We start from the raw sequence: 944 nt of genomic DNA, 5'->3' as shown, positions 1-944 counted from the left end.
GACTATAATTATATGCATGAGTTAGAAGTAAAAGTTGAGATGTGGGAAAAAGAGAAAGAGAAAATCAAAAAATGCTTATGGTGGAAAGATGTGGTTAATGGATTAGCCAATCAAAATCAACCAACGACAGAGGATAATGCGGGTAATGTGAATGGAGCAAATACCCAAACAGCACAAACCGATACCTCACCCCCAGCCACACTAAATCAAGACGGTAAAGCTTGGTATATCCATCCTATTTCAATGATAAATTATTTTAAATTAAGTTTACAAATAATTACTTATCATATTTATCATGATGGAAGGATAGAACGGCATGTTCCAGAAGAATTATTATTAGAATCAGAGAAAAGATATGAGTATATCTATCATGATAAAAATAACAATTTGCATAATATAGGTATATTTAATTATAGAGAAATAAAAAATAATCATTTAGATAACAAAAAAAGATATGGAGATATGAAATATATTCATTTAATTAATTTAAATGAGGTTACTCAAGAATATTCAAAATTAGGGTTAACATACCGTTTTAATGTAGATAGTAACGAACAAGAACGGTTTTATATGAATCGTGATACATTAGCAAGCTTTTTTGGCGCTTTATTTGAAGTTTGTTTTGAAGATATCAGTTGTAATGGTTTTAGTACAAAAAATGGAACAGCTGGCAATAGTGTTAGTCATTTTAATGGCTACCATGGTGATTTTAAATATTTAAGAACAGATAAAATATTATTAAAAGGCGAGAGTTCCAGTATAGATATTAGAAATAAAGATATAGTTAACATATTTGATGCTGAGCGTCAAAATCAATGGAACGATGCACTGTATAAATTTGGTTGGACAAGTATGCTGGGTTGGAGTTATACAATAGATGGTGTCAAAAAGTATCCAAATCATATAACAACAGAAACAGAATATCATTGGCAGCATTTACATGT

1 pseudogene is annotated in these 944 nt (G+C 29.8%); it reads left to right on the top strand.

Features of this window, described 5'->3' with window-relative positions:
* Positions 1 to 12: 12 nt before the first annotated feature.
* Positions 13 to 944: pseudogene (locus tag A9G11_RS04685) on the top strand (hypothetical protein); the annotation flags it as partial.

It is taken from the genome of Gilliamella sp. wkB108 (assembly GCF_001690195.1).
GTDB classification, from domain to species: Bacteria; Pseudomonadota; Gammaproteobacteria; order Enterobacterales; family Orbaceae; genus Gilliamella; species Gilliamella apicola_L.
This window is presented reverse-complemented; position numbering and strand designations above follow the sequence as displayed.